Annotated in this window: 32 protein-coding genes and 1 other annotated feature; of the genes, 23 read left to right on the top strand and 9 right to left on the bottom strand. The window is 43.4% G+C overall.

What is annotated here, in order from left to right; genetic code table 11:
* The first annotated feature begins 96 nt into the window (after nucleotides 1–96).
* From IGJ44_RS11220 to IGJ44_RS11205, 4 genes are all read left to right on the top strand, one after another.
* Nucleotides 97–447: a nucleotide pyrophosphohydrolase gene (locus IGJ44_RS11220; protein WP_005231912.1), complete on the top strand. Its 351-nt coding sequence runs from the start codon at nucleotides 97–99 to the stop codon at nucleotides 445–447.
* Entirely contained in the window at nucleotides 434–1,648 is a 1,215-nt protein-coding gene (locus IGJ44_RS11215; protein WP_005229364.1) for a CCA tRNA nucleotidyltransferase, read from the top strand. Before IGJ44_RS11220 ends, IGJ44_RS11215 begins: the two co-directional genes overlap by 14 nt.
* A 7-nt stretch (nucleotides 1,649–1,655) precedes the next feature.
* Nucleotides 1,656–2,024: a thioesterase family protein gene (locus IGJ44_RS11210; protein WP_074536674.1), complete on the top strand. Its 369-nt coding sequence runs from the start codon at nucleotides 1,656–1,658 to the stop codon at nucleotides 2,022–2,024.
* A gap of 67 nt (nucleotides 2,025–2,091) precedes the next feature.
* A complete protein-coding gene (locus IGJ44_RS11205) occupies nucleotides 2,092–2,550 on the top strand; it encodes a hypothetical protein (RefSeq protein WP_005229368.1) in 459 nt (152 codons plus the stop codon).
* A 34-nt stretch (nucleotides 2,551–2,584) separates the two neighbouring features.
* Here IGJ44_RS11205 and IGJ44_RS11200 read toward each other — a convergent pair whose 3' ends face one another.
* The 8 genes from IGJ44_RS11200 to IGJ44_RS11165 all read right to left on the bottom strand — a co-directional run bounded on the left by IGJ44_RS11200 (nucleotide 2,585) and on the right by IGJ44_RS11165 (nucleotide 7,881).
* Nucleotides 2,585–2,860 (bottom strand): hypothetical protein, encoded by a 276-nt coding sequence (locus IGJ44_RS11200; protein WP_074536673.1) that lies wholly within the window; start codon nucleotides 2,858–2,860, stop codon nucleotides 2,585–2,587.
* Nucleotides 2,861–3,003: 143 nt separating this feature from the next.
* A complete protein-coding gene (locus IGJ44_RS11195; RefSeq protein ID WP_074536672.1) occupies nucleotides 3,004–4,398 on the bottom strand; it encodes a Y-family DNA polymerase in 1,395 nt (464 codons plus the stop codon).
* A 254-nt stretch (nucleotides 4,399–4,652) separates the two neighbouring features.
* A complete protein-coding gene (locus IGJ44_RS11190) occupies nucleotides 4,653–5,039 on the bottom strand; it encodes a VOC family protein (RefSeq protein ID WP_074536671.1) in 387 nt (128 codons plus the stop codon).
* Nucleotides 5,040–5,103: 64 nt separating this feature from the next.
* Nucleotides 5,104–5,514: a FosX/FosE/FosI family fosfomycin resistance hydrolase gene (gene fosX / locus IGJ44_RS11185; protein ID WP_074536670.1), complete on the bottom strand. Its 411-nt coding sequence runs from the start codon at nucleotides 5,512–5,514 to the stop codon at nucleotides 5,104–5,106.
* A gap of 70 nt (nucleotides 5,515–5,584) precedes the next feature.
* Nucleotides 5,585–5,836: a hypothetical protein gene (locus IGJ44_RS11180; RefSeq protein WP_074536669.1), complete on the bottom strand. Its 252-nt coding sequence runs from the start codon at nucleotides 5,834–5,836 to the stop codon at nucleotides 5,585–5,587.
* 322 nt (nucleotides 5,837–6,158) lie between these two features.
* Complete coding sequence (locus IGJ44_RS11175) at nucleotides 6,159–6,362, bottom strand: hypothetical protein (protein ID WP_074536668.1); 204 nt, start codon at nucleotides 6,360–6,362, stop codon at nucleotides 6,159–6,161.
* A gap of 272 nt (nucleotides 6,363–6,634) precedes the next feature.
* Nucleotides 6,635–6,784 carry a 50S ribosomal protein L33 gene (gene rpmG / locus IGJ44_RS11170; protein ID WP_005229384.1) on the bottom strand — a complete coding sequence of 50 codons (150 nt, stop codon included), beginning with the start codon at nucleotides 6,782–6,784 and terminating at the stop codon, nucleotides 6,635–6,637.
* Nucleotides 6,785–6,921: 137 nt separating this feature from the next.
* A complete protein-coding gene (locus tag IGJ44_RS11165) occupies nucleotides 6,922–7,881 on the bottom strand; it encodes an ABC transporter substrate-binding protein (protein ID WP_074536667.1) in 960 nt (319 codons plus the stop codon).
* A 202-nt stretch (nucleotides 7,882–8,083) separates the two neighbouring features.
* Between IGJ44_RS11165 and IGJ44_RS11160 the strand changes: the two genes are divergently transcribed.
* From IGJ44_RS11160 to IGJ44_RS11120, 9 genes are all read left to right on the top strand, one after another.
* Nucleotides 8,084–8,875 carry an ABC transporter ATP-binding protein gene (locus IGJ44_RS11160; protein ID WP_015510060.1) on the top strand — a complete coding sequence of 264 codons (792 nt, stop codon included), beginning with the start codon at nucleotides 8,084–8,086 and terminating at the stop codon, nucleotides 8,873–8,875.
* The gene (locus tag IGJ44_RS11155; RefSeq protein WP_074536666.1) at nucleotides 8,872–9,852 is read left to right on the top strand and encodes a FecCD family ABC transporter permease; all 981 of its coding nucleotides are present in this window, start codon (nucleotides 8,872–8,874) and stop codon (nucleotides 9,850–9,852) included. Before IGJ44_RS11160 ends, IGJ44_RS11155 begins: the two co-directional genes overlap by 4 nt.
* Nucleotides 9,852–10,829, top strand: coding sequence for a FecCD family ABC transporter permease (locus IGJ44_RS11150; RefSeq protein ID WP_074536665.1), 978 nt, complete (start codon nucleotides 9,852–9,854; stop codon nucleotides 10,827–10,829). Before IGJ44_RS11155 ends, IGJ44_RS11150 begins: the two co-directional genes overlap by 1 nt.
* 90 nt (nucleotides 10,830–10,919) lie before the next feature.
* A complete protein-coding gene (locus IGJ44_RS11145) occupies nucleotides 10,920–11,459 on the top strand; it encodes a 5-formyltetrahydrofolate cyclo-ligase (protein WP_010749307.1) in 540 nt (179 codons plus the stop codon).
* A 12-nt stretch (nucleotides 11,460–11,471) separates the two neighbouring features.
* Nucleotides 11,472–12,140, top strand: a complete 669-nt coding sequence (locus tag IGJ44_RS11140; protein ID WP_005229393.1) for a rhomboid family intramembrane serine protease — start codon at nucleotides 11,472–11,474, stop codon at nucleotides 12,138–12,140.
* 30 nt (nucleotides 12,141–12,170) lie between these two features.
* Nucleotides 12,171–12,380, top strand: a complete 210-nt coding sequence (locus IGJ44_RS11135) for a YqgQ family protein (RefSeq protein ID WP_005229394.1) — start codon at nucleotides 12,171–12,173, stop codon at nucleotides 12,378–12,380.
* Nucleotides 12,380–13,351 (top strand): ROK family glucokinase, encoded by a 972-nt coding sequence (locus IGJ44_RS11130; protein ID WP_005229395.1) that lies wholly within the window; start codon nucleotides 12,380–12,382, stop codon nucleotides 13,349–13,351. The genes IGJ44_RS11135 and IGJ44_RS11130 overlap by 1 nt, the downstream gene beginning before the upstream one ends.
* 83 nt (nucleotides 13,352–13,434) lie before the next feature.
* Entirely contained in the window at nucleotides 13,435–13,836 is a 402-nt protein-coding gene (locus IGJ44_RS11125; RefSeq protein ID WP_005229396.1) for a rhodanese-like domain-containing protein, read from the top strand.
* Between the two features lie 148 nt (nucleotides 13,837–13,984).
* A complete protein-coding gene (locus tag IGJ44_RS11120; protein WP_010749308.1) occupies nucleotides 13,985–14,341 on the top strand; it encodes a DUF488 domain-containing protein in 357 nt (118 codons plus the stop codon).
* Nucleotides 14,342–14,397: 56 nt separating this feature from the next.
* On the opposite strand, the gene IGJ44_RS11115 is transcribed toward IGJ44_RS11120, so the two are convergent.
* Complete coding sequence (locus tag IGJ44_RS11115; protein ID WP_017144401.1) at nucleotides 14,398–14,565, bottom strand: DUF3042 family protein; 168 nt, start codon at nucleotides 14,563–14,565, stop codon at nucleotides 14,398–14,400.
* Nucleotides 14,566–14,715: 150 nt separating this feature from the next.
* Here IGJ44_RS11115 and IGJ44_RS11110 point away from each other — a divergent pair, with 150 nt between their 5' ends.
* From IGJ44_RS11110 to argS, 10 genes are all read left to right on the top strand, one after another.
* Nucleotides 14,716–15,873 (top strand): galactokinase, encoded by a 1,158-nt coding sequence (locus tag IGJ44_RS11110; RefSeq protein ID WP_010749309.1) that lies wholly within the window; start codon nucleotides 14,716–14,718, stop codon nucleotides 15,871–15,873.
* A gap of 41 nt (nucleotides 15,874–15,914) precedes the next feature.
* A complete protein-coding gene (gene galE, locus IGJ44_RS11105) occupies nucleotides 15,915–16,913 on the top strand; it encodes a UDP-glucose 4-epimerase GalE (RefSeq protein WP_074536664.1) in 999 nt (332 codons plus the stop codon).
* A 3-nt stretch (nucleotides 16,914–16,916) separates the two neighbouring features.
* Complete coding sequence (gene galT / locus IGJ44_RS11100) at nucleotides 16,917–18,401, top strand: UDP-glucose--hexose-1-phosphate uridylyltransferase (RefSeq protein ID WP_074536663.1); 1,485 nt, start codon at nucleotides 16,917–16,919, stop codon at nucleotides 18,399–18,401.
* A gap of 32 nt (nucleotides 18,402–18,433) precedes the next feature.
* A complete protein-coding gene (locus IGJ44_RS11095; protein ID WP_005229404.1) occupies nucleotides 18,434–19,414 on the top strand; it encodes a LacI family DNA-binding transcriptional regulator in 981 nt (326 codons plus the stop codon).
* Nucleotides 19,415–19,678: 264 nt separating this feature from the next.
* A complete protein-coding gene (tsaB, locus tag IGJ44_RS11090; protein WP_074536777.1) occupies nucleotides 19,679–20,404 on the top strand; it encodes a tRNA (adenosine(37)-N6)-threonylcarbamoyltransferase complex dimerization subunit type 1 TsaB in 726 nt (241 codons plus the stop codon).
* A complete protein-coding gene (gene rimI / locus IGJ44_RS11085) occupies nucleotides 20,388–20,930 on the top strand; it encodes a ribosomal protein S18-alanine N-acetyltransferase (RefSeq protein WP_005237007.1) in 543 nt (180 codons plus the stop codon). Before tsaB ends, rimI (IGJ44_RS11085) begins: the two co-directional genes overlap by 17 nt.
* Nucleotides 20,923–21,396, top strand: coding sequence for a ribosomal protein S18-alanine N-acetyltransferase (rimI, locus tag IGJ44_RS11080; RefSeq protein ID WP_074536776.1), 474 nt, complete (start codon nucleotides 20,923–20,925; stop codon nucleotides 21,394–21,396). The genes rimI (IGJ44_RS11085) and rimI (IGJ44_RS11080) overlap by 8 nt, the downstream gene beginning before the upstream one ends.
* Nucleotides 21,389–22,408 carry a tRNA (adenosine(37)-N6)-threonylcarbamoyltransferase complex transferase subunit TsaD gene (tsaD, locus tag IGJ44_RS11075; RefSeq protein ID WP_074536775.1) on the top strand — a complete coding sequence of 340 codons (1,020 nt, stop codon included), beginning with the start codon at nucleotides 21,389–21,391 and terminating at the stop codon, nucleotides 22,406–22,408. The genes rimI (IGJ44_RS11080) and tsaD overlap by 8 nt, the downstream gene beginning before the upstream one ends.
* A gap of 137 nt (nucleotides 22,409–22,545) precedes the next feature.
* Nucleotides 22,546–23,559: an ornithine carbamoyltransferase gene (argF, locus tag IGJ44_RS11070; RefSeq protein ID WP_005229421.1), complete on the top strand. Its 1,014-nt coding sequence runs from the start codon at nucleotides 22,546–22,548 to the stop codon at nucleotides 23,557–23,559.
* 79 nt (nucleotides 23,560–23,638) lie between these two features.
* Nucleotides 23,639–23,832, top strand: a binding site (T-box leader).
* A gap of 128 nt (nucleotides 23,833–23,960) precedes the next feature.
* Nucleotides 23,961–25,652 carry an arginine--tRNA ligase gene (gene argS / locus IGJ44_RS11065; RefSeq protein ID WP_074536774.1) on the top strand — a complete coding sequence of 564 codons (1,692 nt, stop codon included), beginning with the start codon at nucleotides 23,961–23,963 and terminating at the stop codon, nucleotides 25,650–25,652.
* Nucleotides 25,653–25,682: the final 30 nt, after the last annotated feature.

The following is a 25,682-nucleotide window of genomic DNA, read 5'->3' as shown; positions in this document are numbered from 1 at the left end:
GCACGAAATCATTGAATGCACAACAAATCCTGAAGGGGGCTCTATCTAGGCAGGCAGCCATTCTTTTGGTAAGATAAACGAGAAAGGGTGGAGAAAATGACAGAAAAACGTTCTTTGGCATCGATGCAAGAAGAAGTCGATGCGTATATTCAGCAATTCAAAACTGGCTATTTCAGCCCCCTCGCCCAAATGGCTCGTTTGACCGAAGAAGTCGGCGAATTGGCGCGAGAAGTGAATCACTATTACGGGGAAAAAAATAAAAAAAGCGATGAAGTTGAAAAAACAGTGGCAGAAGAGCTCGGTGATGTACTCTTTGTGACGATGATCATGGCCAATTCACTAGACATCGACCTGACTGAAGTGTTTGAGGAAAATATGGCAAAATTCAATCAGCGGGATGCGTATCGTTTTGAAAGAAAAGATGGAAAAGTAAATGAAACTGACTAAACTACCAAAAGAATTTGCAGAAGCTGCACCGCTTTTAAAAAAAATCGAAGCCGCAGGATATGAAGCATACTTTGTCGGCGGCAGCGTGCGAGACACGATCTTAGGCCAGCCGATTCATGATGTCGATATTGCTACCAGTGCATTTCCAGCCGAAATCAAGGCGCTTTTTCCTCGAACCATTGACATTGGCATCGAGCATGGGACGGTGTTGGTTTTGTGGGAGCAGGCGCAGTATGAGATCACTACGTTTCGAACGGAAGCAGCCTATCAAGATTACCGCAGACCCGACAAAGTGGATTTTGTCCGTTCCCTGAAAGAAGATCTAAAACGGCGGGACTTTACCATCAATGCGTTGGCACTTCAAGAAGATGGTGTCATCATTGATCTTTTCGATGGTCTGGCAGATATCGATAATCAAATCTTACGAGCAGTGGGTCACCCCCAGGAACGTTTCCATGAGGACGCCCTACGAATGATGCGGGGGCTGCGTTTTGTCAGTCAATTGGGCTTTGTTTTAGAAACAGAAACATTGGCTGCTATCCATGCGAATCATGCCTTGTTGGGAAAAATCTCTGTTGAACGGATCATGATTGAATTCGTGAAATTGCTGTTAGGCAATCATCGGAACCAAGCACTACGGGCGCTAGTAGAAACCGAATGCTATATCTATTGCCCAGGCTTGCGGGAATACGGTGAGGCGTTACTGCGGATGGCAGACCTGCCAGCGATCCCATTAGAAAACGAAACGGCGGCCTGGGTTTTGCTCATTGACCAAATGGGTTTAGCGCCAGAGGCAGTCCGCAGCTTTTTAAAAGCTTGGAAATGTTCCAATGACTGCATCCGCCAAGTACACACGGCTTATCAAGCACTGCTCGCGCGTCGAAACGGCGAATGGAATGACCTAGTGTTGTATCAGTTCGGTCTAGAAGCAACCTGTTTAGCCGAAGGATTATTGCGTTATGACAATCAGCCCAACGATCCAGCAAAAATCAGTCAGCGCTATCAGCAGCTGCCGATCCATTCACTGAAGGAGTTGGCGATCAATGGACGTGATTTACTACAAACGATCGATCGTTCTTCTGGTCCGTGGCTCAAAGAAGTCTTGACCGCTGCCGAAGCTGCAGTCATCACACGAAAAATCCCTAATGAAAAAGAAGCACTATTAGCGTTTGTCCAAGCGTATTTAGCAAAGGAGGGATAACTGAAAAATGGAAAGCAAAAAAGAATTTATCGTGGGACAGCAAGACACTGCGGCTGTTTTGGGTTCTGGGGGATTAGACGTTTTAGCAACCCCACGATTGGTAGCAATGGTGGAAAACACCTGTTGGGAAGCCCTTGAGCCTACTTTAGATAAAGGGTTTACTACCGTCGGTACAAAGTTTTCGATCAATCATTTGAAGCCTTCACCAGTTGGAGCGACGATCACAGTTCTTGTACAGTGGGAAAAAGAACAGGGGCTCCAATTTCATTATCAGGTAATAGACGAAAAACAACAGATCATTGCCAATGGGACGCATCAACGAGCGGCAGTGGAAATCTCTCGGTTCATGAAAAAAGTCAACGAAAAACAAAGTTAATTTGTGTCCCGATGGCGACTATGTGTTAGAATTAAAGTGTATTACTAATAAAAAGGAGCGTTTTGTCATGGCTAGAGAAATGAAAGCTTTAAAATTTTATTTCCGTAATGGAGAAACATGGACGATTGAGCGCCGTTACATCGGTGACTTGTGGATCAAACAAATCACGACCAGTTTTGGCCGCATCCACGGAAGCGAATTTGTTGAGATTCATCCATGTGCTGGGTTCAAAATTGAAATATTCCAAGAAGGCGATCATGTGGCAACGCATGACATCAACTTAGGTGGGCTTGAATTAGGGATGTTTGCCCGTGCGTTGAAATATGAAGATATCGAACGGATGGAAATTCTTTACCGTAACGGTACACCGGATCTTGTGTATTTCCCATATAAGGACAAAGATACGGAAGGATTGGATAACGTATACCAATCAACAAAAATCAGTGAGAAAACGAAGAGCCTTTATATCGTGATCGACCCGAACCAGACAGTCGATGATGTTTATAAAGAACATTTCGAAGAATAAGAAAAACGCAGAACCAGTTGGTTCTGCGTTTTTTTTAGAATGATTCTTGGAACATATCCGTATACTTTTTTAATAAAAAATAATCTTCGGCATATTCATCTTTTAAAACGATCGTATCGCCAAAGAAACTCTTACGTGCATGTTGGATGATACGATGCTGAATATCTTTTTCTAAAAGGTAATCGATCTCAGACTGTTTCAGGTTTTGTGCAGCAGTCGCCCGATTCTTTTCTAAATATTGCAGCAAATCGTACTCAAGGTGTCCCGCACCGTTGATGACTCGTTTGTATTCGATTTTGTCAATTTTCATCTGCTCACACTCCTTGCTATTAAAGTACCTTAGAAAAGAACAAAGGGGGAGGTGGGCGAATCGAAATTACATAAATCTTTAAAAAATGGACCGTTTGTTAATGTTATCTTAAGATTTGTCAGCAAAAAGGAAAGAAAAACGAATCAAGTGCCAGTATTTTTCGAACCATCAGCAAACGGTTCTTTTTCCTTTTTCTGATGGACGGGTCCTATATTAGCGATCCCATCTAGACCACCGGCATGTCCGCCGACTAATTTGCTGCGAGCAATGGCGCGAGCGCCTTCCATTCGGCTTGTGGCGTGAACGATCGAAGTGAAGCCATATTTCTCACGAATCTTATCGATGATCAAATCTAATTTACGCTGGCGCAACTGCGCTTCTGCTTGCTCAAAAAGATCCAGCTGGACATTTTCTGTATAAACCAATTTTGAATAGGTAATACCGATGTGGCGAACGACTTGCCCGGTATAAAATTTTCGAAAGAGAAATAGGCAATGAGCGACAAGTTTACGGGTATTGTCAGTTGGCGGGATTTTCATTTGCCGGGAAAAACCAGAAGCAGTTTCACCAAAGGCTACGCCGATGTAAACATTGATACAAGCGGTCTGACAATGATGGCGGCGAATTCGAGCGGCAACTTGCTCCGCCATTTCCTTGATGACGATCTCGATTTCTTCTTGTAAATAATAATTGCGATGTAGAACTTGGCTATTGCCGTAGCTTTTTTCCATCACTTGTGGTGTCGGTTCAGATAAAATCGTGCGATCAATGCCGTGGGCGTGATGATAGAGCTGCTCGCCAATGATCCCCATGCGACTGCGTAAAAGATCAGGACTGGCGTGAGCCAATTGTTCGATCGTTTCAATCCCCATCAAGTGAAGTCGTTTTTCTGTGCGCCGACCGATCCCCCAGAACTCTGTCATAGGGGCGATCTGCCAAACTTTTGTCGGTACATCGTCATAGGTCCATTCAGCGATCAAGGAACGATTGTGTTTGGATTCGTTATCTAAAGCTAGTTTTGCTAACAATGGATTATCGCCAATGCCGATGGTGACATACAATTTCGTTGTTTCGTAAATGTCTTTTTGAATTTGCTGGGCAATCAACCAACGTTTTTCTTCGCGAGAGATCGTTTTATCGGGAATGAAAAGATCCAGTGTACGGGTCAGATCCATCATCGTTTCGTCGATCGAATAGAGCAGCAAGTCGTCTTGTCCAACATATTTGCGAAAGACATTATTGACTTTGGTGTTTTCTTTGATATAAAAACTCATACGCGGCGATGCTTTGTACAAATCGGGATGTGTCGGCAGGTTGTCATTGCGAGTCACATTTGAAATCCCCAATACCGATTTTGCCTTTGGGGAAGCTGCTAAGACTAAGCCGTTACCAGTATTGTCAGAATGTGACATGACGACCAGCATCGCTTGGATAGGATCTAACCCGCGAGAGATGCATTCGACAGAAGCATAAAAACTTTTGACATCTATAAATAAGATATCGCGTTTTGGCTCGAGCGCATAATTAAAACCACCCATTTTTATCACTCCTTACCGAGATTATACGAACGTTTGTTCTTTTTTGTCAAGCGAACAGGAGTGGATGAGGGGGATTTGTTTTTTTATAGAGAGATTATTTTTATTTTATAATGATGGGAAATGTTGGTTTATAAGGAATACATTCATTTCAGATTATCAGAATTCGATTGGACATAAATACGGGATTTTGTCTTTTTACCCGAAAAACGGATAAAAAAACAGCCGCTCCATTGGACCGACTGTCGTAGCTTAAATCAATTTTCGGCAGGTAGGGTTGCAAACAAACTTAAGAGATTGCCGTCTATGTCTTTGACAATGGCATAGCGTTGCCCCCAAAAGGCAGACCAAGGTTCTATGAAAGACTGATACCCGGCAGCAACGACTTTTGCATGAAGGGCATCAACTTCTTCAGGAGAATCACATAAAAAGGCTAATTCAATCGTATCACCCACAGTCATTGGTGCATGTCCGTAGATCCCAGCAACCATCTTGCGGCTATTCAAGGAGATGCGAACCCCGTCGTTTGCTAATTCCATATAATCTTCTGAGTGCTGACCTAATGGCGTGAAGCCAAGTACTTGATAAAAAGCCAGTGCCTGTTCCATGTTTTTTGTGATAATACCGACCATATCTAGTTTCATTGTTTTCTTCCTTTCATGTGGGTGTTCTTTGCATAACAGTCAATGCAGTTGCTAGTAATGATGATCACCTTGTTTCTGTCAGACGGTAATGGTGCAACCGTTCAGCCAACGTACCAGTGTGTAGTTCAAACAAATGGTTGTCATCGTCATAAAAATAAATAGAAGCACCTTCGCCTTTGATGCGAGAACGATCTTTTTCGATCTTCAATCCTAGTCCTTGGATGCGCGTAATCAAGGAATCGATTTGAGATTGATCGATTTTAAAGGCAATATGGTTATACGTTTTCGGCAGCTTTTGGGAGGCATCCTCCATAACAGCAAGCCATAAGCCATCGATCAAAAAGAATTTTTCTGGGAAGTAAGAATGGGGCTGGTCTCGGCTATCATAAATTTCCTCTGCTTCAAACAATGTTTCCAGCATCGTTGTCGTCTTTGCTAAATTCTGTACGAGCAACGTGATATGGGAAATCTCCATCGCATCAACACTCCTTTGTTATGACGAAATAGGGGAAAGAGAAACAATCAGTATCAAAATAAGCATTATATTAGTGATTGTGAAATACCAAGAGGAAGAGCAGAACATAAAACAGTGCATCTGTTGCGCAAGGAATAAGTTTCTTCTTGTATTTTGTCCAAAAGAAGACATTTATTAAGAAGAGGACAATCACCGTCGGTAGGCTAAAGGTCCAAGCAGGGTGTTTGATGAAAATGAAAATCATATTTCCAATAAGTGCAAAAAGAAAAGCGCCATAAAACAGACGATAGTTACTAGGTAGATACGTAAAATTGCCAAGCATGGGTTCACCTCCTATAGGCAGTATAGCATGAAAGGGTCGATCGGAGATCAAAGTATACAGAAAAGGCGGCAACGGGAGAGAGCGGCTTCATATTATGGTTATTGCCAAAATCATCTCGCGCATAATCGCGGGAGAGATACTGCAAAAAATTTCGGAAAATAAAGCTGCCGCTAATCGCCCCTGAAACTTTTGTGGTTGCTCATGGGTTCGCCTTATTCTTCCGCCAGAAAAAAAGCAGCAGTGCATTCACTAAGTGAATTTGGCTACTGCCTGCTTTTTTTATGATGGACAAAGAGAGACAATAAAACGATGAAAAGAATAGTTATTCGAGGTGTTCCAGGAGAAGCTTTTCTGAGCAATTTAGGCAAAGGATCGGCGCGTTTATCAGTGCTAATTCTTTTCTGGGTTTTAGTTGGTAAGCAGAAGCTTTCGGCGGAAACGGCCATTTTGTCCAAACGACTTCCCCTGTGTCGATCACTTTTTTGCAATGGTTGCAACGAAACTCTTTTTCTTCTTTGTTAAACATTTAATTTCTCCTTTTTTCTATACATTATACATTAAAATTTATTTTTGTGACTTTACAAAGAAATGGCCTAAAAGTCCAAAGAAGAGAAGTGAAGAAGCAGCTAAAACAAAGAGCAATCAAGGAGACGGTGCAATTACTATCTAAGTTTGAAAGAACAAGGGCTAATAGAAGGGGAGTTCGATTCAAAACTATCACCTCAAAGCTAGTTTTTACAAAAAAAAGAAGTTCGCAAACGCCTTGGTTATCAGCGTTTGCGAACTTCTTAAATAGCATTATTTTGTTTCGCGGTGTAAAGTAACTTTTCTTTCACGTGGGCAATATTTTTTCTTTTCCAAACGATCAGGATTGTTACGTTTGTTTTTGTTTGATAAGTAGTTGCGTTCTTTACAAGAAGTGCACTCTAATGTGATGTTTACGCGCATGATTTTCCCCCCTAACGATACAAGAATCCTCTAAGAAATCTCTCAGACTAAAATATAATAGCATGTTTTGTGCGGGAATGCTAGCTTTTTCCTGAAATTCGTTAAGTAGTTTTACTTGACGAATTACTTGAAACGCATTAGTCCAATTTGCTCTGGATATCTTCGATCATTTTGGTATAGGCGATCGGACCGTTGTAGAGCCAGCTTGATTCGGGACTGAATTCCCATAAATGATTGTTTTTGACTGCATCAAGATTTTGCCAGACTTGTTCGCTGAAAAAATCAGCGCCTTTATCACTATTCACTAAAATCAAGTAATCGGCATCCAATTCTGCCAATTTTTCCAGAGAAACGGCAGACCAGTCAGCAGTGGCACTTTCACTGATTTCTGAAACAAGGGAGGGAACTTCAAACCCGAGTTCGTGATACAGCAGTTGACCGCTTGATTTTGTTTCTGAAACCATGAAGACAGAGTTATTGACCACCCATAAAACAGCGATCGACTTGCCTTGGATTTGATCAGCGTACGTTTCCTTGGTAGCAGCGACTAAGTCATCATAATCAGCTTCTACTTGGGCAGCTTGCTCTTCTTTGTGTAACACCTTTGCAATATCTGTCAGACGTTCCCGCCAAGTCACGTCCTCGCCATTTGTGACCACATAGGTCGGCGCGATTTTACTGTATTGATCATATTTGTCGCCTTCCACCATGGAATTGCTATCCATCAGCAGCAGGTCTGGCTCAAAGCTCAAGACATCTTCAAAGGGCAGATCGTAGTTGATCCTTGGAACCTCCGCCAGTTTGTCTTGCAAGTATGCTTGATCACTGTCATTGCCGACGGTCCATTGAGCAACCGGTGTTACCCCTAAAGCGACCAAATAATCTTCCAAATAACTACCAATCACCCGCTGTGGGTTTTCGGGAACAGTGACTTCATTTCCCATCGCATCGGTAAAGGTTGTTGCTATTTCTGAAGAAGTAGTGGCTGATCCACTGCTATCCGTTGAGTCATTATTCGTGCTGCAAGCACCCAGTAGGGTAAGGGAGCAGGCAGCTAGCAGGGTAAGCCAAGTACTTCTTTTTGACCATTGTTTCATAGAAACACTTCCTCCTTTGTTACATGTTGAGCACTTATTATTTTAATTGAGAATAGTTCTCATTTGCTGATAGCTATTATCACGAAGAAACGCGCCTTTGTCAATCTTATTTTTTTATTTCCTTTTTTTAGAACTATTGACGAATAGTAGGATTACATTCATAATTGATAAGCATTATCAATCATTTATTTTGGGGACGAATATGGCGAAATTACGAACAGTTGACTTGAGTGTCGGCTATCAAAAACAAAAAATTGTGCAAAATCTAACAATTGAGATGCCAGAAGGGAAAATCATCGGCTTGATTGGTCCGAACGGCAGTGGGAAATCGACGTTTTTAAAGGCACTTGCCCGAATTTTACAGCCATTGTCTGGTGAGGTCCTCTTAGATGCACAAAATCTGCAAAACATCAAAACCAAAGAAGTAGCGAAAAAGATTGCGCTGCTCTCACAAGTTAGCGATTCATCGATTGGCTTGACGATTCGCGAAATTGTTTCTTATGGTCGTTTTCCCTATCAAAAAGGACTAAATAGTTTATCGGAACAAGATCTTGCGGCGATCGACTGGTCCTTGCAGGCAACGGGTTTGACAGCACTAGCAGATGAAACGATCAGCACGCTGTCAGGGGGACAAAAACAGCGCGTTTGGATCGCCATGGCACTTGCGCAAGATACGGATATCGTGATTTTAGATGAACCAACGACCTTTTTAGATCCAGCGCATCAATTAGAAATTTTGCTCTTATTACAGCAAATCAATAAAACCTACGGAAAAACGATCATTATGTCGATTCATGACCTGAATCATGCCTCACGTTTTTCTGATTATATTTATGCATTAAAAGGTGGAGAACTGTTGGTCTCTGGTACACCAGAAACAGTGCTGACCAAAGAGTGGCTGCAGCGTTTGTTTGAGATCGACGCCATGTTAGGAACCTTTCCTAATAGCACAAAGCCATTGGTCTTGACCTATGAGTTAGGAGCCCAAGCATGAAAAAGTTTTCTTGGTTGCTGCTGCTTTTTAGCGGCTGCTTTATTATCTGTTTCTTTTTGGCGATCACCCAAGGAGCGGCCGACCTTTCCTTTGAAACGATCTGGGATGCTATTTTTGCTTTTGACTATGAGAATCAGCTGCATCAAGTCTTGCGCAATATCCGATTGCCCCGTGTGTTGGCTGCTTTTCTAGTAGGAAGTTGTTTTGCTGTTACGGGAGCTATCATGCAGGGAATTACGAAAAACGCTCTGGCAGATGGCGGTCTTTTAGGTGTCAACAGTGGGGCTGCGATGGGATTAGCGATCGCATTTATCCTATTTCCTAGTATTCAACCGAGTCAAGCGGCGCTATTTTCGTTTTTTGGTGCCTTTGCGGCAACTGCGCTGCTTTTTTTATTGACTCGCTATGCCAAATTGGGTATGTCACCTACAGGTTTGATTTTGGCTGGTGTGGCACTAAGTTCTTTTTTCTCAGCCATCAGTCAGACCCTGTCACTGCAATTTGATTTAAATCAAGAGTTAGCCTTTTGGTTTATCGGTGGTGCCGCAAATGTGACTTGGCAGCAACTGCGTTTTGTGGGCCCCATCTATCTGATTGCCATCGTTTTTGTGCTACGTCTAGGAAAAGCGTTGAATCTGTTAGCGCTAGGAGATGACACCGTCATTTCATTAGGCAAGCACCCGCATCTGATTCGGGCATCTGCCTTACTGTTAGTCGTAGTTTTGGCGGGAATGGCGGTTTCGCTTGTTGGACCGGTCAGTTTTGTCGGCTTAATAGTTCCTCATGTCGTGCGGGGAATGGTGGGCAAAAACTATCAACTGATTTTACCTTTGACGATTCTTGGAGGGGGAACACTGGTGATGGCCGCTGATCTGGCTGGCCGCCTGATCAATCCGCCCTTTGAGACACCCTTTGGGATACTGATGGCATTGATTGGTGTGCCTTTTCTATTGATCAAGATACGGAGGGAAGGCTGATGAAAAAAACACTCTCTGTTTTTTTCCTACTGCTGATGGTCGCTTTTTTAGGAAGTGTCATGGTGGGAAAAACAATTTTATCCTTTCAGGCATTAGGGGAAATCTTTCAAGGAACGGCATCTTCGAGCCAAGTACTGACTTTTACTGAGTTTCGACTACCACGGGCTTGTCTAGCGCTGATCGCTGGTGGTGCCTTTGGTTTTTCTGGGTTTGTCTTGCAAGGAGTGACGAGAAATGAGTTGGCTGATGCAAGTATCGTAGGAATCAACAATGGGGCAGGGCTCTTTGTGATGATCTACTTAGGTTTTTATACCCAAGGATCGCAGCTTTTACCTGTCGTTGGGATCATCGGTGGTTTATTAGCTGCTGTACTGGTCTATTTGATTGCCTATAAGCACCGCCAATTGTTATCGATGGAGCGAGTACTGCTGGCGGGAATCGCCGTCAATGCAGGGCTGGCGGCGGCTACCTTACTCTTTACGGTGGAATTATCAAAAGACCGCTATCGCTTTGTAACAGCGTGGCTTTCTGGTTCGATTTGGGGAACTTCTTGGCAGCAAATCACCAGTCTGCTTCCTTGGGTCATCGTATTGTCTGCCGCAGCTTTCTGGACCGTACCAAGGCTTAACTTACTTGGCTTTGGCGAGGAGCAGGCAATTAGCTTAGGGGTTTCTTTGACCCGTTTGCGGACGTGGTTTTTAGTGATCGCGGTTGGTTTAGCTGCCAGTACGGTTGGCTATACTGGTAACTTAGCCTTTGTGGGCTTATTGGCGCCTCATATCGCTAAGGGACTCATCGGCAGAGAATCTCGCAGTGCCTTTTTCTTAGCGGGAATGATTGGCAGTCTGCTAGTCTTAGTCAGTGATACGATCGGTCGTTTGCTATTGACAAGCGGCGAGATCCCAGCTGGTATCATCATTTCTATCGTGGGGGCACCGTACTTTGTCTTTTTGCTGATCCGACGTAAAGAAGGATGAGCAACTAGTCATGATCTTGTCAAGAAATCTGCGATTCTAGTTTGCTATTTGGACACAGTTTTTGGTACTATTTCTGAGAGGAGTGATCCAATGGAAAAACCAGTCATTAGAGAGCACATGATCCAAACATTAAAACAAATGCCAATCAAACAAAAGCAGCAGAAAGAAACGCTGATTTTGCAGTTGCTGTTTTCTTCTCAGATTTGGCAAACAGCTGAGTCAGTAGGTGTGATCCGTTCGTTGCCATTTGAATTTGATACAGCGGCTATTTTTGCTAAAGGATTTGAACAAAACAAACGAATCGCAGTGCCGAAAGCACAACAGAAAAAATTGCAGTTTTATCATGTGGAGCCGACAACACGTTATGAAGCGTCGGCATTTGGAGTTGAAGAGCCGATCAGTGAGCAAGAAGCCCATCACTTGGATTTGCTGATTGTTCCCGGTTTGGCGTTTTCTAAAAACGGCTATCGCATCGGCTTTGGCGGTGGCTATTATGATCGTTTCTTGTCAGCTTTCGATGGCAAGACCGTTTCTTTGGTCTTCGGAGAGCAATTCAACGATCAATGGACACCAGATGTATTCGACATCCCAATCGATAAAATCTATACGGATTCTCTTATTCGCACGTAAAGGAGCACGTCAATGAATTCTCAAATGAAAAGATGGCTGAATCAGCCGGTCTTCACGTATCTGTTTTTAGCTATCCAAACAATTGTGTTTATCTTAGGTTATTTTAGTCCCTCTATTCAATCAGGCGGGGTGATGTTTGGTCCGTTTGTCGTTTATTTAAATGAATATTGGCGTTTCGTTACCCCGATCTTTCTACATTTCGGTTTGGCTCATTTTGCGATCAATTCTGTGATTCTGTATTATATGGGGCAGCAAGTAGAAGCCATCTATGGTCATAGCCGTTTTTTTGCCTTGTATTTGCTAAGCGGCATCATGGGCAATACCATGAGTTTTGCCTTCAACCAAATAGGGGTTCAATCAGCAGGCGCGAGTACTTCTTTATTCGGACTTTTCGGGGCATTTTTGATTTTAGGTTGGCATTTTAGAAATGATTACCGCATCCAAGCAATGGTACGGCAATTTGCCCTATTCGTTGGATTGAATCTGGTTTTTGGGGTGTTTGATCAAACGATCGATATGTGGGGACACATTGGGGGGATCCTCGGCGGGTTATTGTTAGGGAATCTTTTGGCATTGCCAAAGAACTATGGAAAATATTCGATACACACCAGAATCCTCTCTGGCGTACTCTTTGTTTTCTTATTGGCTATTTTTGTGATATATGGTTTTAAAAAATATTAATTACTTGTATAATAAGCAGGAAGTGGTTAAATGGAAACGTTATATGACGTACAACAATTACTGAAACAATTTGGTGTTTACGTATATGTCGGCAAGCGGATCTACGATATAGAACTGATGCAAATCGAGCTGAAAAACTTTTATGACAGTCGCTTGATAGATCGGGATGTATATCTGACTGCCCGGCGAATTCTTACGCGGGAGCATCGAATTGAAGAAAGCCGGGAGGAAAACAAGTGATGGACAAAAAAATCATCGGAATTGATTTAGGCGGAACAACGGTGAAATTCGCTATTTTAACGAGCGAAGGCGAGATTCAGCAAAAATGGAGTATTGACACCAATATTCTTGATGAAGGCTCACATATTGTGCCAGAAATCGTGGCATCGATCAATCATCGCCTAGAATTATATGGCTTACAGCCAGAAGCATTTATCGGTATTGGTATGGGGACACCAGGAAGTGTCGATCGTGACAAAGGAACCGTCATCGGTGCCTACAATCTGAACTGGAAAACACTTCAGCCAGTCAAAGAACTGATTGAAAAAGGCACAAAAATCCCCTTTGCCATCGATAACGATGCCAATGTAGCAGCTTTAGGTGAGCGCTGGAAAGGGGCAGGGGATAACAATCCTGATGTCATCTTTATCACACTAGGTACAGGTGTTGGCGGTGGTATCATCATGGAAGGGCAATTGCTTCATGGGGTTGCGGGTTGTGCTGGAGAAATCGGTCATATCACTGTTGATCCTGAAGGGTTTGAATGTACTTGCGGCAAACGTGGTTGTTTAGAAACGGTTTCTAGTGCGACGGGTGTTGTGCGAGTTGCTCGACAGTTGGCAGAAGAATATGCTGGCGATTCGGCATTGAAACAGCAGCTGGACAATGGGGAAGATGTTTCAAGTAAAGATATTTTTGAAGCGGCTCAAGCAAACGATCCATTTGGCTTGATGGTCGTTGATAAAGTGTGCTTCTACCTTGGGTTGGCATGCGGAAATTTAGGAAACACATTAAATCCATCAAGTATCGTTTTAGGTGGAGGCGTATCAGCAGCCGGTGAATTTTTACGTGAACGGGTTGCTGCCTACTTTGCTCAGTTTACCTTCCCACAGGTAACGGAAAGTACCGAAATCAAATTGGCAGAACTTGGGAATGATGCCGGTGTGATCGGGGCAGCATCATTAGCTTTGCAATTTGCAGCAAAAGCTTAGATGCCAAGCTGCTAGGCAATGATACATTCAAGCAGCATAAATCAAAAAAAGAATGATTGTTACAATAGAGAGGAATAGAAGAAATGACACCAATTATGTGGCTAAACTTGGTTTTGGGATTAATCATCTTAGCAATCGCTTTGAACTGGGCGTATTTTCAAATCATGGGACGCCGTTCAGCAACGATCATCTCAGAAGATGAATTCAAAGCAGGAATGAAGAAAGCCCAAGTGATCGATGTTCGGGAAAAAAATGAGTTTGACAGTGGACATATTTTAGGGGCGCGTAATATTCCCTTTACTGTTTTAACCAATTCCTTCAGCGCATTTCGTAAAGATCAACCGATCTACTTATATGACACGCGTAAATCGTTGAGTATTCGCGCAGCGAATAAATTACGTAAAGAAGGCTTTACCAATGTCTATATCCTAAAAGAAGGATATGAAGGCTGGAGCGGCAAGACGAAAAAGAAAAATAGTTTATAAAACAGAGAACTCAAGGCAAAAGAACACAAGCAAATTTGAATGAGTGACGAAACACCAAACGGAGTGTTTCAAGTAAGTCATTGTTCAATTTACATTGTGGGCTTTTGCCTTTATTTGAACTTAGGTCTATCAATAAGGAGAGTGTGCGTTGATCAAGCGAAAAAGAATTTATGAAGCGGCGGAAACGACAGATGGCTATCGGGTATTGGTGGATCGCATCTGGCCTAGAGGGATGAAAAAGGAAACAGCTCAGATCGATCTATGGCTCAAAGCAGTCGCACCAAGTACTGAATTGCGCAAATGGTTTGGGCATGATCCTGAACGTTTTGATGCGTTTAAAGACCGCTATCTACAAGAATTAGAGAAAGCGCCCGCTAAAGATGCCTTGGCACAGTTAAACGCGTTGGTTGCTGAACAAGAGACCGTTACCTTACTATACGGAGCGAAAAATGAAGAACAAAATCAAGCCGTGATTTTGCAGGACTTACTGGAGAAGGAAGAATGATTACCTAAAAGAGCCGCCAGCCTATTGAAGGCTGACGGCTCTTTTGTAGCAAATGATTAACGGGCAACGCTTTTACGCATCGCACGTTTCCGTTTTTCATCATGATCCGCTTGTTGTTCATCAATTGGATCAATCACTTGTTTCTTGACCGTCATAACAACACTTGCAGCTGCAGCAACCGTTGCGACTGTTCCTACTAAAAATCCTGAAAGAAATCGTTTCATCATTAAACACCTCGCCTTTAGTTATAGGTTCATTATGAATGAAAACGGAAAAAATATCAAAAAAAATCACTTTTGGGATTGAAAACGCTTGAAATAATTTAGTAAATATTTTACAATAAGTTTACTAAAAAGAAAGTGGGAGTGAGAGAAATGGAGCAATTGCAACAGATATTTATTGATAAATTTGGAACAGAAGGCACAGGCATGTATTTTGCACCAGGGAGAATCAACTTGATCGGTGAACACACGGATTACAATGGCGGTTATGTTTTCCCGGCGGCGATCACATTAGGGACGTATGCAGTAGCGCGAAAACGTGAAGACCAGTTGATCCAACTCTATTCAGAGAACTTTCCAGAAAAAGGCGTGATCTCCTTTTCGTTAGATGAGCTGGATTACCGAAAAGAAGATGATTGGACAAACTATCCGAAAGGAGTCGTTCGTTTCCTAAAAGAAGCGGGGCAAGTGATCGATCGAGGCTTTGACATCGCTTTTTATGGCAACATTCCGAATGGCGCAGGTCTTTCTTCTTCGGCATCGATTGAATTGCTGACGGGGGTTTGTCTAAAAGATCTCTTTGATTTAACCCTGACGACCTTGGACTTAGTTAAAATTGGCAAAAAAGTCGAAAATGAGTTTATTGGCGTTAACTCAGGGATCATGGATCAATTTGCGATCGGAATGGGTCAAAAAGACCATGCACTGCTTTTAGATACGAACACGTTAAATTATGAAGTCGTACCAGCGGCATTTGGCGATTATGTCGTAGCGATCATGAATACCAATAAGCGACGCGAATTGGCTGATTCTAAATACAATGAACGACGTGCAGAATGTGAAGAAGCATTGGCTCGTTTGCAAAAATCATTAGCCATTGATTCATTGGGCGCATTAGACGAAGCAACCTTTTTTGCAAATACAGCATTGATCGATGATCCACGCTTGATCAAACGGGCGAAACATGCGGTGACGGAAAACCAACGGACATTGAAAGCAAAAGCTGCTTTGACTGCTGGTGATCTTGAAGAATTCGGCCAGTTATTAAATGCCTCCCATGCTTCATTGCGAGATGATTATGAAGTGACAGGGCATGAACTAGATACACTAGTCGCAGCCGCTCAAGCGCACCCTGCTGTTCTAGGTGCGCGGATGACGGGTGCGGGCTTTGGCGGTTGCGGGATCGCATTGGTCAAAGCAAGTGAATGGGCTGATTTCGAAGCGTCAGTCAAAGCAGCCTATTTAGCAGAAATCGGCTACGCAACCGACATTTATCAAGCAAGTATTGATGATGGTGCACGAAAACTGTAGAATAAGAAACGATGAAGGAATGAAGAAAGAAGGCTGAAAATATGGCGATTTTAGTATTAGGAGGAGCCGGCTATATCGGTTCTCATGCAGTCGATCAATTGATCGAACAAGGAAAACAAGTGGTTGCCGTTGACAATTTGCTGACAGGACATCGCCAAGCGATCCATCCAGCAGCAACCTTTTATGAAGGAGATATTCGCGACAAAGCATTTTTACAATCGGTATTTGAAAAAGAAACGATCGATGGCGTGATTCACTTTGCTGCCAGCTCTTTGGTGGGAGAATCTGTGGAAAAACCATTGAAGTATTTCAACAATAATGTGTATGGGATGCAGGTCCTCTTAGAAGTGATGAAGGAACATCAAGTGAAACATATCGTCTTTTCCTCTACAGCAGCAACTTATGGGGAACCTGACCATAGTCCAATCACGGAAGAAACCCCAACAAATCCTAAAAATCCATATGGCGAAAGCAAGTTGATCATGGAAAAAATGATGCGTTGGTGCGATGAAGCTTATGGAATGAAGTATGTCGCATTGCGTTATTTCAATGTGGCTGGCGCGAAGTCGGATGCTTCGATCGGTGAAGACCATGATCCAGAAACACACTTAGTACCGATCATCTTGCAAGCTGCTTTAGGACAACGCAAAGAGGTAGCGATTTTTGGGGAGGATTACGATACTCCAGATGGTACTTGTGTCCGCGATTATGTCCATGTTGAAGATCTGATCGCTGCTCACCTGTTGGCATTAGAATATTTACAAAAAGGCAATGAGAGCAATGTCTTCAATCTAGGCAGCAATCATGGGTACTCTGTGAAAGAAATGGTGGAAGCTGCTCGCAATGTAACGAAAAAAGAGATCCCAGCCAGAGTGGCGCCTCGCCGTGCCGGTGATCCAAGTACCTTAGTGGCATCGAGTGAAAAAGCACGAAAGGTTTTAGGCTGGAAACCAGTCTATACCGACGTCGAAGCAATCATCGAGACTGCTTGGAATTGGCATGTCAGCCATCCAAATGGGTATCAAGGGCAGGAGGAATAACCAATGACGATCAGCCAAACAATCAGCGATTTCGTCACTTTAGCAATCAAGGCTGGCGGCTGGATGGAAATGGATCGTATTTATTTGCAAAACCGGGTACTAGCCATGATCGGGGAAGCTGTTTTTGAGCCCAGCGAAATTCGTTCTGTTGCTCGTTCCTCCATTGATTTGATGGACGAGCTGGTGGCATGCGCTTTGAGCAATCAGCAAATTGGCGATTCTCACGCAGAAAGAGAAATCTTTGAAGCACAGTTGATGGACTTTTTGACGCCACCGCCTTCAGTAGTCAATGCTTTTTTTGCGCAGCATTATGCCAATGATCCTAAAGAAGCGACGGATTATTTCTTTGAGCTGTGCCGTCAAAATGATTACATCAAGACTCGGGCCATCGCAAAGAATATCGTGTTCCCAGTTGATACCGAATATGGGGAGATCGAGATCACGATCAATTTATCAAAACCTGAAAAAGATCCCAAGCAAATAGCGAAAGAAGGAGCTGCTGCTTCTGTAGATTATCCGAAATGTATGTTGTGTTTGGAAAATGAAGGCTACCAAGGACGAGTCAATTATCCAGCACGGACCAACCATCGGATCATCCGTATGAATTTGGATAATGAAGCATGGGGCTTTCAATATTCGCCCTATGCCTACTACAATGAGCATTCGATTTTTCTCTCTTTAGACCATCGTCCTATGAAAATCAATTTGCAAACCTTCGCTCGCTTGTTGCAGATCATTGAAGTGATGCCGCATTATTTTGTCGGGTCCAATGCCGATCTGCCGATCGTTGGGGGTTCGATCTTGTCTCATGACCATTATCAAGGAGGACGGCACACGTTTGCCATGGCAAAAGCGCCGATCGAGCAACGCTTTTCTTTAACTGGTTTTCCTGATGTCGCTGCGGGGATCGTGAAGTGGCCAATGTCGGTGATACGACTACAAGCGAAAAACAAACAAAAATTAGCCGCTGCTTGCCAATATGTGTTAGCCCAATGGCAACAGTACTCAGATCCAAGTGTTTCGATCAATGCCTTTTCAGAAGATGGAACGCCTCATCATACGGTGACACCGATCGCACGCAAGCAAGGAGAGCTGTTTGAAATGGACTTAGTCTTGCGGGATAATAATGTTTCCAAAGAACATCCTGACGGCATTTTTCATCCGCATCAAGAAGTGCAGCATATCAAAAAAGAAAATATCGGATTGATTGAAGTCATGGGCTTGGCAGTTCTCCCGCCGCGTTTAGCTCCGGAACTTGAAGAAGTGACTGCTTATCTATTGGATCAGCCCAATCAGATCGCGGCATACCATATTCCTTGGGCAGATGCGATCAAAGCCCAGCACCCAGAATGCAATGCCGATAACGTGTCGCAGATTTTACGTAATGCATTAGGGGAAGTCTTTACACAAGTATTGACGCATGCAGGCGTCTTCAAGCGAGACCAGACAGGGCAAGCGGCCTTTGCTCGCTTTATAGCTACTTTATAAAAAAGTTCCCCGCAAAAAAAGGAGGCTGGAAGATGGCAACGATTAAAGATATTGCACAACAGGCTGGCGTCTCGCCAGCCACTGTATCACGGGTGCTGAATTACGATTCAGAATTATCGGTCAGTTCTGAAACCAAAGAGAAAATTTTTAAAGCCGCAGAAGCACTCAATTACACAAAACATAAAAAAAAGAGTCAGCCAGAAACCAGTAGTATGCGCTTGATCCAATGGTTTGATACCGAGGAAGAATTAGCAGATCTTTACTATTTAGCGATCCGTATCGGGATTGAAAACAAAACCGAAGAATTAGGGATTCGTTTGCTGAAAGAACCCTACGAAGGATTGACTGATACCGCAGTCGATGGAACGATTGCACTAGGGAAATTTGATGATCACCAGATTCGACAATTGAAAAAAAGCCAAGCCAATTTGTTGATGGTCGATTTTGACGCATTGGCTCAGGGCGTCAATTCTCTGGTGGTGGACTTTCAACAAGCGGTGGATTTAGTGATCGATGACTTTATTGCAAAAGGCCACCAAAGGATCGGCTTGTTATCAGGCGTTGAGTTTACCAAGGATCATCACCAAGAAATCGAAGACCCTCGGCGCCGAATTTTTGAGGAACGGCTCCGTCGGTTGAAGCTGCACCACCCGCAATATCACCTCAGCGCACCGTTTACAGTAGAGGGCGGTTATGAGGCGATGAAAGAGTATTTGCAGCAAAACAAAGAGTTGCCAAGTGCTTTATTTGCTTCCAGTGATGCCTTAGCGATTGGCGCTATGCGTGCTTTGCAAGAAAAAAACATCAAGATTCCTGAGGAGATCGCAATTATCGGCTTCAACGATGTCAGTGTTGCAAAGTACGTCTTTCCCACTCTGTCAACCATCAAAGTTCATACGGAATGGCTGGGGGAGCTGGCAGTGACGACCTTGCTGGATATCATTACGAATGCAGCCCCCGTTCCTCGCAAAGTTACAATCGCAACGGAACTGATCACGCGCCAATCCTCCTAGCAACCAGTTGAATCACCGAAGGATGTCGTTACACACGTCAACTGAGTTTTAATAGAATAACAAAAAAATGACTATCGTCTTACCCGAACCTTTAAACAGCCTCGTCGGTTTGCAGCTGCAGCCGTGCTTGCTTTTTTCAAAGGTTCGGGTATTGTTGTCCTATTGCTTTTTTTCTAAACGCAGGCATCTTTTGGGAGACTTGGTTGGGCATTTGATTAGAATATGGTAGAATATGAGAGAGTTTTTTGAATGGGGAGAAGATAGATGAAAACATTAGCGATTGATACCTCAAACCAGACACTGGCGGTTGCGGTGGTCGATGGTCAAGAAGTGTTGGGACAAAGCCAGACGATGGCGATCAAAAACCACAGCACAGCATTGATGCCTGCCATTGATGGATTGATGCAAGCGGTGGGGATGGCACCTAAAGAGCTGGAACAAATCGTTGTTGCGAAAGGTCCTGGTTCGTATACGGGTTTGCGAATCGGCGTCACAACAGCAAAAACGCTGGCGCAAACATTGAACATCCCGCTGATTGGTGTTTCCAGTTTGAAAGCAGTCGCTGCCAATTGCGTGGGCGTATCTCAAGTGATCGTCCCGTTGTTTGACGCTCGCCGTCAAAATGTCTACACAGGTGCCTACCAATGGCATAATGGGACCTTACAAACAAGGATCAAAGACCAGCATATCTCACTGTCTGAGTTATTGGCCCAGCTAAAAGCAGTCGATGGTCAAGAAGTGCTATTTGTCGGCGCCGATACCATCAAATTTAAAGACATGATCGAGGCGGAACTGCCGACAGCCCATATCAATCAAGTGTCGTTATGGAATTACCCGAATGGCGTTGTTTTAGCTGCTATTGCGAAAGAAGAAGCTCCGGTCGCTTCGATCCATGATTTTGTACCAGACTATTTAAAATTAGTTGAAGCCGAAGAAAAATGGTTAGCCTCGCATGAACCGGGAGTGGATGCCTATGTTGAAAAAATTTAAAACGATGACGGGAAAGCTGGCTCTTTTCCGTCAGATTCAATACCCAGAGCGTAAAAAAGAGATACGAGGGGAAACGTACGTTGTTCGTGAATTAGTCGGAGATGACATTAAAGAGCTGCTGCAGGTGGAGCGTCTCGTGTATGCTGGGGAACTGCCTTGGACCAAGAGCGCCTTTTTGTCAGAGCTTTATTCACGGGTCAAACATCTTTATTTGGGCATCTTGCATAATGAGCGGATGATTGGGTTTATCGGGGTGCGGATTTTAGGCGCTGATGCCCATATCACCAATATCGCGATCATTCCTGATTATCAAGGAAAAGGGATCGGTTCTTTCTTGCTAGGAGAAATCGAACGTTATGCAAGGAAAAACAAATGCGACCGTTTGACATTAGAAGTGCGCCTGGGCAATCGTGATGCGCAACGCTTGTATCGGACCCTCGGGTTTGTTTCACAGGCGATCAAAACGGCGTACTACACCGAAGGCAATGAAGACGCATTGGATATGGTGAAATTTTTAAATGACTAACGAACAAGTAGAGCAAACGATCCCGACACCGCAAATGCTCTGGTCATTGGCAGATCAGAGCTATCCATTTGGCTCACCTTGGAATGTGCAGCAATTTCAACAAGATTTGCAAAACAGCAACAGTCGCTATTTGTTCCGTTATGGAAAAACCAACCAAGAGCTGATTGGGTTTCTCTGTTTTCAGCAAGTGCTGGATGAAGCAGAGCTGTTTAATGTAGCGGTTTTACCAGCGTATCAAGGTCGTGGTTTGGCGAAAGAATTGTTGAAACAAATGGAATCGCTCGTGGAACAAACCGATGGTCGGCGCATCTATCTTGAAGTGCGTGTGTCGAATTTGCAAGCACAAGCTCTTTATTTACGTATGGGCTATACAGTCATCGGTCGTAGAAAAAAATATTACAGTCATCCAGAAGAGGATGCGTTGATTATGGAAAAGAAAGTAGGCGGACAAAAATCAAATGAATGAATTGATTTTAGCCATTGAAAGCAGTTGTGATGAAACCAGTGTGGCAGTGATTAAAAACGGCGACACCATTTTAAGTAACATTGTTGCTTCGCAGATCAAGAGCCACCAACGCTTCGGCGGTGTCGTACCAGAAGTCGCTAGTCGTCACCATGTCGAACAGATTACTTTATGCATCGAGGAAGCATTGACACAGGCCGACACCCAACCTGAAGAGTTGTCAGCTGTTGCTGTTACCTATGGTCCAGGGTTGGTTGGGGCACTGTTGATTGGGCTTTCTGCAGCAAAAGCCTTTGCGTGGGCCCACAGCTTACCGTTGATTCCGGTCAATCACATGGCAGGACATATTTATGCAGCTCGCCTAGTGAAGCCATTGGTTTTTCCTTTAATGGCATTATTGGTCAGCGGTGGCCACACCGAATTGGTGTATATGGCAGAAGATGGCTCTTTTGAGATCATCGGTGAAACGAGAGATGATGCCGCTGGTGAAGCCTATGACAAAGTCGGTCGTGTTCTGGGGTTGCCTTATCCTAGTGGGAAAGAAATTGATCGCCTTGCGCATCAAGGCAGTGATACGTATCACTTTCCTCGAGCAATGATACAAGAAGATAATTTTGATTTTAGTTTCAGCGGCTTAAAGAGTTCCTTTATCAATTTTGTGCATAATGCACAGCAAAGAGAGGAAGCTTTGTCAGTAGAAAATCTAGCAGCTAGTTTCCAAGCCAGCGTTGTCGAAGTATTGGTTCACAAAACGTTGCGGGCGTGCCAAGCTTATCCTGTAAACCAGCTGATCGTTGCTGGGGGAGTCGCGGCGAATCAAGGCTTGCGTGACGCTTTACAAAAAGCGATGCAGGAATTGCCGGAAGTGGAATTGTTGATTCCACCGTTGCGTCTTTGCGGAGATAATGCGGCCATGATTGGTGCCTATGCCCATGTTGCGTTGAAAAAGCAGCGCTTAGCAGATCTTTCATTGAATGCTGATCCAAGTGTCAGCTTTGCCCATACGATTTCTTAAGATGATTGCACCTAAGATCCGTTCTTAGGTGTTTTTTTTGGGTTTCTATATGAGCAAACAGAAGATTTCGTTGTATTTTATTTCATTATTTGATATTATAATGTATAATTATTAGTTAATCGAAGGGCGGGTATGCAATGACATCGGTTTTTAAAGGACGCAGTTTTTTAGCAGAAAAGGATTTTACAAAAGAAGAACTACAATATTTGATTGATTTTTCCCAGCACTTGAAAGGGATGAAGGCCAACAATCAACCACATCGTTATTTAGATGGCAAAAACATTGCACTTTTGTTTGAAAAGAATTCGACACGGACGCGAGCAGCCTTTACGGTTGCAGCGGTGGATCTGGGGGCACATCCGGAATTTTTAGGGGCCAATGATATTCAGTTGGGGTCTAAAGAATCCGTTGAAGATACCGCCAAAGTATTCGGCCGCATGTTTGACGGGATCGAGTTTCGCGGCTTTAGTCAGCAGGTTGTCGAAGATCTGGCCAACTATTCAGGCGTACCTGTTTGGAATGGCTTAACGGATGAATGGCATCCAACGCAAATGATCGCTGACTTTTTAACCATTCAAGAAAACTTCGGTGAGCTGACTGGCTTGACCATCGCATACTGTGGGGATGGGCGCAACAATGTCGCCAATTCTTTGTTAGTGACCAGTGCGATTTTAGGGGTCAATATTCATGTCGTCACTCCGAAAGCCTTACAGCCAGAAGCAACCATCATCGCACAGGCACAAGCCTATGCCAAGCAATCAGGCGCAAAGATTTTGGTGACTGATGATGTGGATCAAGGTGTTCTAGGCGCTGATGTCGTATATACCGATGTTTGGGTATCAATGGGTGAAGAAGAAAAATTCCAAGAGCGGATTGAACAGCTGCTGCCGTATCAAGTCAACCAATCGTTGATGAAAAAAACACAAAACGATCAAGTGATTTTTATGCATTGTTTGCCAGCATTTCATGATGATCAGACCACGTATGGCAAAAAAGCAGCGCAGGCGTATGGAATTTCTGAGATGGAAGTCACTGATGAGGTCTTTCGCAGTAAGTATGCCCGTCAATTTGATCAAGCCGAAAATCGTTTGCACTCAATCAAAGCGATCATGGCAGTGACTGCTGGAGATCTATTTATTCCTAAAGTATAAAATAATTTTTTTTGAAAATGCCAAAATCTCGCTAGCCAAACAAACATTTCTTTGCTATACTTTCTGGGAAGTAAATAGCCTTGATTTGATGAAACAAGAGAAGTAGCGATTCGAGTATCAGTTAGCGAGTTCGGGGTGGTGGAAGCCGAATTGATCAGATTGTGAAACGCACTTGTGAGAATTTGCCAAGCAAACGGAATTCTGCCGTTATCAGAAAAAAGTAGGTCCGAAAAGGACAATCAGAGTGGTACCGCGGGAAATCTCGTCTCTAGTGCATGCTATGCGCTAGAGGCTTTTTTTGTTTTTATCAATCATTTCTTGCGTTAAAAACATACAGCTGTTTGCTTGCTTCAAACAACTTTTCATCAAAACATGGGCTCAGTCATTATAGGAGGGATACTATGAATAACAAAGAAATCGTCGCACAAGCCATCCATCAAGTAGTAAAAGAAGATCTATCGATCGAACAAGTTCAGCAATTACTGGAAAATCCAAAGTCAGCCGACCATGGGGATGTGGCATTCCCAGCCTTCTCGCTAGCAAAAGTCTATCGGAAAGCGCCGCAGCAAATTGCCGCAGACTTAGCAGAAAAAATCGATCAAGCGTCTTTTGAAAAAATTGAAGTGGTCGGTCCATATTTAAACTTCTTTATGGATAAAAAAGCAATCTCTGCCCATGTCTTAGAGATGGTTCTCAAAGAAAAAAATCATTTTGGCGATCAAACCATCGGCAATCAGCAAGCAGTACCCATCGATATGTCTTCACCAAATATTGCCAAACCCATCTCAATGGGGCATTTGCGTTCCACTGTGATCGGTAACTCGATCGGCTTTATTTTAGAAAAAATCGGTTACCAGCCAATTCGCATCAACCATTTAGGCGACTGGGGCACACAATTTGGGAAATTGATCGTTGCCTATAAAAAATGGGGGTCAGAAGAAGCGGTCAAAGCGGAACCAATCAACGAACTGCTACGTTTGTATGTTGATTTTCATGAAGCTGCCGAGACAGATAAACAATTAGAAGATGATGCGAGAGCTTGGTTCAAGAAACTAGAAGATGGTGACCAAGAAGCAATGGATTTGTGGCAATGGTTCCGTGATGAATCATTAAAAGAATTCAATAAAATCTATGATATGTTGGAAGTTTCCTTTGATTCATTGAATGGCGAAGCTTTCTATAATGATAAAATGACAGAAGTCGTGGAATTATTAGAGGAAAAACACTTGCTGAAAGAAGACCAAGGGGCAGAGATCGTTGATTTGGCTGCGTATGACTTAAATCCAGCCTTGATCCGCAAATCCGATGGTGCGACTCTTTACATCACCCGGGACATGGCTGCAGCGCTGTACCGCAAACGGACCTACAATTTTGCTAAATCATTGTACGTGGTAGGAAATGAGCAAAGTTATCACTTCAAGCAGTTAAAAGCTGTTTTGAAGGAAATGGGCTTTGAGTGGGCAGATGATATGACCCACGTACCATTTGGGTTGATCACCAAAGATGGGAAAAAATTATCTACGAGAAAAGGGAAGATCGTTCTTTTAGAAGAAGTATTGAATGAAGCGATCGATTCAGCGAAAGAACAAATCACTGAAAAGAACCCAACCCTTGAAAACAAAGAAGAAGTTGCAAAACAAGTCGGTGTCGGGGCAGTCGTTTTCCACGACTTGAAAAATGACCGTTTGAATAATTTCGACTTTACGCTAGAAGAAGTTGTCCGTTTTGAAGGAGAGACCGGACCCTATGTGCAATATTCTCATGCCCGTGCCATGAGCATTCTTGAAAAAGCCGACTTTGATCCTGCTGCTGTCAGCAGTCTGTCATTGGCAGATACTGAGAGCTGGGAAGTCATCAAATTGATTCAACGCTATCCAGAAACGGTCATGCAAGCGGCGGAAAAATATGAACCATCCGTCATTGCCAAACATGCCATCAAATTGGCACAGGCCTTTAATAAGTATTACGCTAATGTGAAAATCTTGGCTGAAGATGCGGAAAAAGACGCACGTCTGGCTCTAGTTTATGCAGTAACGACCTTATTAAAAGAAGATTTACGGTTGCTTGGTTTACACGCACCCGACAAAATGTAACAAAAAAAGCTGTGCTCCTTGTTTTGATAA

Source organism: Enterococcus sp. DIV1368d, assembly GCF_050542975.1.
In the GTDB taxonomy this organism is placed as follows: Bacteria; Bacillota; Bacilli; order Lactobacillales; family Enterococcaceae; genus Enterococcus_D; species Enterococcus_D casseliflavus.
Note: the sequence above shows the minus strand (reverse complement) of the source record. Positions and strands in the feature narration are given on the sequence as shown.

Bases quoted from the DNA above. Each gene is read 5' to 3' on its own strand.
- IGJ44_RS11200 (WP_074536673.1), bottom strand. From the start codon at position 2,860: ATGAAAATTGACAAAATCGAATACAAACGAGTCATCAACGGTGCGGGA.
- argF (WP_005229421.1), top strand. From the start codon at position 22,546: ATGACATCGGTTTTTAAAGGACGCAGTTTTTTAGCAGAAAAGGATTTT.
- IGJ44_RS11180 (WP_074536669.1), bottom strand. From the start codon at position 5,836: ATGCTTGGCAATTTTACGTATCTACCTAGTAACTATCGTCTGTTTTAT.
- IGJ44_RS11125 (WP_005229396.1), top strand. From the start codon at position 13,435: ATGACACCAATTATGTGGCTAAACTTGGTTTTGGGATTAATCATCTTA.
- IGJ44_RS11160 (WP_015510060.1), top strand. From the start codon at position 8,084: ATGGCGAAATTACGAACAGTTGACTTGAGTGTCGGCTATCAAAAACAA.
- IGJ44_RS11165 (WP_074536667.1), bottom strand. From the start codon at position 7,881: ATGAAACAATGGTCAAAAAGAAGTACTTGGCTTACCCTGCTAGCTGCC.
- IGJ44_RS11215 (WP_005229364.1), top strand. From the start codon at position 434: ATGAAACTGACTAAACTACCAAAAGAATTTGCAGAAGCTGCACCGCTT.
- tsaD (WP_074536775.1), top strand. From the start codon at position 21,389: ATGAATGAATTGATTTTAGCCATTGAAAGCAGTTGTGATGAAACCAGT.
- argS (WP_074536774.1), top strand. From the start codon at position 23,961: ATGAATAACAAAGAAATCGTCGCACAAGCCATCCATCAAGTAGTAAAA.
- IGJ44_RS11110 (WP_010749309.1), top strand. From the start codon at position 14,716: ATGGAGCAATTGCAACAGATATTTATTGATAAATTTGGAACAGAAGGC.
- IGJ44_RS11205 (WP_005229368.1), top strand. From the start codon at position 2,092: ATGGCTAGAGAAATGAAAGCTTTAAAATTTTATTTCCGTAATGGAGAA.
- galE (WP_074536664.1), top strand. From the start codon at position 15,915: ATGGCGATTTTAGTATTAGGAGGAGCCGGCTATATCGGTTCTCATGCA.
- IGJ44_RS11130 (WP_005229395.1), top strand. From the start codon at position 12,380: ATGGACAAAAAAATCATCGGAATTGATTTAGGCGGAACAACGGTGAAA.
- IGJ44_RS11190 (WP_074536671.1), bottom strand. From the start codon at position 5,039: ATGAAACTAGATATGGTCGGTATTATCACAAAAAACATGGAACAGGCA.
- rpmG (WP_005229384.1), bottom strand. From the start codon at position 6,784: ATGCGCGTAAACATCACATTAGAGTGCACTTCTTGTAAAGAACGCAAC.
- IGJ44_RS11115 (WP_017144401.1), bottom strand. From the start codon at position 14,565: ATGAAACGATTTCTTTCAGGATTTTTAGTAGGAACAGTCGCAACGGTT.
- galT (WP_074536663.1), top strand. From the start codon at position 16,917: ATGACGATCAGCCAAACAATCAGCGATTTCGTCACTTTAGCAATCAAG.
- IGJ44_RS11175 (WP_074536668.1), bottom strand. From the start codon at position 6,362: ATGTTTAACAAAGAAGAAAAAGAGTTTCGTTGCAACCATTGCAAAAAA.
- IGJ44_RS11140 (WP_005229393.1), top strand. From the start codon at position 11,472: ATGAATTCTCAAATGAAAAGATGGCTGAATCAGCCGGTCTTCACGTAT.
- IGJ44_RS11150 (WP_074536665.1), top strand. From the start codon at position 9,852: ATGAAAAAAACACTCTCTGTTTTTTTCCTACTGCTGATGGTCGCTTTT.
- IGJ44_RS11220 (WP_005231912.1), top strand. From the start codon at position 97: ATGACAGAAAAACGTTCTTTGGCATCGATGCAAGAAGAAGTCGATGCG.
- rimI (WP_005237007.1), top strand. From the start codon at position 20,388: ATGTTGAAAAAATTTAAAACGATGACGGGAAAGCTGGCTCTTTTCCGT.
- IGJ44_RS11095 (WP_005229404.1), top strand. From the start codon at position 18,434: ATGGCAACGATTAAAGATATTGCACAACAGGCTGGCGTCTCGCCAGCC.
- fosX (WP_074536670.1), bottom strand. From the start codon at position 5,514: ATGGAGATTTCCCATATCACGTTGCTCGTACAGAATTTAGCAAAGACG.
- IGJ44_RS11145 (WP_010749307.1), top strand. From the start codon at position 10,920: ATGGAAAAACCAGTCATTAGAGAGCACATGATCCAAACATTAAAACAA.
- rimI (WP_074536776.1), top strand. From the start codon at position 20,923: ATGACTAACGAACAAGTAGAGCAAACGATCCCGACACCGCAAATGCTC.
- IGJ44_RS11195 (WP_074536672.1), bottom strand. From the start codon at position 4,398: ATGGGTGGTTTTAATTATGCGCTCGAGCCAAAACGCGATATCTTATTT.
- tsaB (WP_074536777.1), top strand. From the start codon at position 19,679: ATGAAAACATTAGCGATTGATACCTCAAACCAGACACTGGCGGTTGCG.
- IGJ44_RS11210 (WP_074536674.1), top strand. From the start codon at position 1,656: ATGGAAAGCAAAAAAGAATTTATCGTGGGACAGCAAGACACTGCGGCT.
- IGJ44_RS11135 (WP_005229394.1), top strand. From the start codon at position 12,171: ATGGAAACGTTATATGACGTACAACAATTACTGAAACAATTTGGTGTT.
- IGJ44_RS11155 (WP_074536666.1), top strand. From the start codon at position 8,872: ATGAAAAAGTTTTCTTGGTTGCTGCTGCTTTTTAGCGGCTGCTTTATT.